Genomic DNA, 3,125 nt, shown 5'->3' with positions numbered 1-3,125 from the left:
GAGGACGGGCCGCCTCACGCCGTCCCAGGCGACGGTGACGCTCTAAACCAGCCCGCCGCGCTCATTGCGCGACAGCCTCCTGAGCGACATTCACTGGGAGGCCTATGCCCGGTTCGAGCGCGCCTATCTGGATGCCGATACCTGCGTCCAGGTGCGTGAGGCCGGCGGCCGGTTCCTGCAATTCGGGCTGGAGAGCATCGCCCCCGCGACCATCAAGGCGATGAAGAAGGGCAACACGCCGGATGAATACGCGCGCAGCCTGGCCAACACCACGGCGGCCGGCATCTGGAACCATGTCTTCTTCATCGTCGGCTATCCGGGCGAGCCGATCCATCACGTGCTGCCGCTGTTCCGCTTTCTCACCGATCGCGGCCGCGATGTGCTGACGGTGAAGCCGACCCGGTTTCAACTGGCGCGGCGCGCGCCGCTGATCCACAGCCCGCCTGAGGGCATCGAGGTGATGCCGGAAGCGGATTGGGATCTGTTCATCAACATCCCGTTCCAGTACACGCAAAGCTGGTGGTGTCGGCGATGCCGCACCGAGCTCGACGCATCGGCGATGGTGATGAAGCAGGGCCGGCCGAAATGCGCCAGTTGCAACAGTTGGGCGGAACGCTGGGCGCCGCTCAGCCGCAAGGCGGTGGATGGCATCTACACCCTGTCCGAAGTGCTGTGCGAACGCCATTGGTCGCATCCGGCGACCAGCCTGTTTCCCTATGTGGCGCGGCTGTTCCTGTCGGAAGAGGAAATGACCGGTTTCGCCGACCGGCTGCCCAGGCTGCGCACCGTTGATGACGACGCGCTGGGGCAGGCCCTGGTGAAAGTGCGTGGCGCATTGGCGCGCGAGGCCGAGATGATCGGCGATATCGGCCGGATCTATGCACAAAGCAGCTTGTCGGTGCCGAAGAGCTTTAACAGCTATGACGATTTCCTGAAGCACTGCATGGCGTGGACCGACGCGGCGGCGGCGTAAGCTGTGCGGCATGGCCGTGTGGTGTCGACGCGGCAGGCGGGCTGAGGCACTATGCGCGGACAGGCGTTTGGAACGAACGTCTGAACGACGATAGAGCCGTCCCGCATCGTCGGCAGCCGCTCATGATCATCGCATGCATGATCACGAGCGTGCGGCCCGCCGGGCAGGGGCGGTCGCCCTGCGAGGAACGCCCTGCCGATGCCTGCCGATGCCCTTTCCGACACGACCGAAATTCCTTTCGACGTCGACCGCCTGGCTGCCTATCTCGACGCAGTGGTGCCCGGCTTCCGCGGCCCGATCCGCCTGCACCGGTTCACCAACGGCCAGTCGAACCCGACCTTCCGGATCGATACCGATGGCGGGGCTTATGTGCTGCGCAAGCAGCCGCCGGGCACCCTGCTGCCCAAGGCACACCAGATCGACCGTGAATTCCGGGTGCTGTCGGCATTGGCCGATACCCCTGTGCCGGTGCCCGCGGCCGTGCATTACTGCGCGGATCCCGGCATCGTCGGCACGCCGTTCTATCTGATGGGGCATGTTCGGGGCGCGACCTTCGGCGATCTGATGCTGCCGGCGCTGTCGCCCGGGCAGCGCCGTGTGGTGATGATCCGGCTGATCGAGACCCTGGCCGCCCTGCACAGCGTGGATGTGAACGCCGTGGGACTTGGCGATTACGGCCGGCCCGGCAGCTTCTATGAACGCCAGATCGCGGTCTGGACGCGGCAGTATCGTGCCGCCGAAACCGACCGGATCGAGGGCATGGAAGCGCTGATCGCGTGGCTGCCGGCCAATATGCCGAAAGATCCTGAACGCACCACCCTGGTGCATGGCGATTTCCGGCTGGAGAACTGCATCGCCGCCGAGGACGGCTCGGCGATCCGCGCCGTGCTCGACTGGGAGTTGTCGACGCTGGGCGAGCCGTTGGCCGATCTGGGCTATCACCTCATGCACCATTACATGCCCGCGTCAGAATTCGGCGGGTATGTCGGTGTCGACACGGCGGCGCTGGGCGTGCCGGGCGAGGCCGAGCTGCTGGACCTTTATGCCCGCCTGACCGGCCGGCCGGCGATCAATGACTGGACCTTCCACGTCGCCTTCGCGCTGTTCCGGTCGGTCGGCATTCTTCAGGGCGTCTATGCCCGCGCGCTGCAGGGCAATGCCTCGTCGCCCTATGCGCTGGAACGCGGCCGCAAAGCCCGGCTGGTCGCCGATGTCGGGCATGCGCTGATCCGCACCCGCGGCTGACGGCCGGGCGCGGCCGGCCCGCGCCTCCATCATCAATCAAGGGACAAGACCATACCGATGACCACCACCAATCCGTTCGATGTCACCGGCCGTGCCATCCTGATCACCGGTGCCAGCCAGGGCCTTGGCGCCAGCTTTGCCCGCACGCTGGCGGCCCATGGCGCGCGTCTGGTGCTTGCCGCCCGCCAGGTCGAGAAGCTGGCGGCGCTGGAAGCCGAAATCACCGCGGCCGGCGGCGAGGCCGCGTCGGTGGCGCTGGATGTCACCGCCGGATCGGCCGCGATCGATGCGGCCGTCGAAGAGGCGACGCGGAAGCTGGGCGGCCGGCTGGACGTGCTGGTCAACAATGCCGGTGTCGCGGTGTCGAAGCCGGTGCTGCAACTGACCGAGGATGACTGGGACCGCACCGTCGACACCAATCTGAAGGGCGCCTTCCTGGTGGCACAGGCGGCGGCGAAGCGGATGGCGGCTGGCAATGGCGGCAGCATCATCAACATCGCCTCTGTGCTGGGCCTGTCGGTGATCGGCAATCTGGTGCCGTATTGCGCGTCGAAGGCCGGCATGATCCACATGACCAAGGCCATGGGGCTGGAACTCGCCAAATCGGGCGTGCGGGTCAACGCCATCGCGCCGGGCTATATCGAGACCGACATCAATGCCGATTTCTTCGAGACCGAGGGCGGCAAGCGGCTGCTGCGCAAGGTGGCCCAGCGGCGCCTGGGTGCCGCATCGGAACTGGATGGCGCGCTGCTGCTGCTGGCGTCCGACGCGTCCAGCTTCATGACCGGGGCGGTGCTGGCCGTGGACGGCGGCTTTACCCTGGGCTAACATTACAGTTGCGTATTTCTCCTGATGTGAGCGAGCTTTGCTTGGGCCTGATGGGTGCGTCGCCAGATTGACCAAGCGA

At 66.3% G+C, this 3,125-nt stretch carries 3 protein-coding genes; all 3 read left to right on the top strand.

Annotated elements, in window-relative coordinates; translation table 11 throughout:
- Positions 1 to 64: 64 nt before the first annotated feature.
- The 3 genes from IEW15_RS25095 (at position 65) to IEW15_RS25085 (ending at position 3,046) form a co-directional block, all read left to right on the top strand.
- The gene (locus IEW15_RS25095; RefSeq protein ID WP_188583217.1) at positions 65 to 973 is read left to right on the top strand and encodes a radical SAM protein; all 909 of its coding nucleotides are present in this window, start codon (positions 65 to 67) and stop codon (positions 971 to 973) included.
- Positions 974 to 1,171: 198 nt separating this feature from the next.
- Positions 1,172 to 2,218 carry a phosphotransferase family protein gene (locus IEW15_RS25090; RefSeq protein WP_188583215.1) on the top strand — a complete coding sequence of 349 codons (1,047 nt, stop codon included), beginning with the start codon at positions 1,172 to 1,174 and terminating at the stop codon, positions 2,216 to 2,218.
- Between the two features lie 57 nt (positions 2,219 to 2,275).
- On the top strand, positions 2,276 to 3,046 hold the full coding sequence (locus IEW15_RS25085; RefSeq protein WP_188583213.1) for an SDR family NAD(P)-dependent oxidoreductase: 771 nt from the start codon (positions 2,276 to 2,278) through the stop codon (positions 3,044 to 3,046).
- The last annotated feature ends 79 nt before the right edge of the window (positions 3,047 to 3,125 follow it).

The organism is Tistrella bauzanensis, from assembly GCF_014636235.1.
Taxonomy (GTDB): Bacteria; Pseudomonadota; Alphaproteobacteria; order Tistrellales; family Tistrellaceae; genus Tistrella; species Tistrella bauzanensis.
The sequence above is the reverse complement of the archived record's forward strand: the minus strand, read 5'-3'. Positions and strand labels throughout refer to the sequence as shown.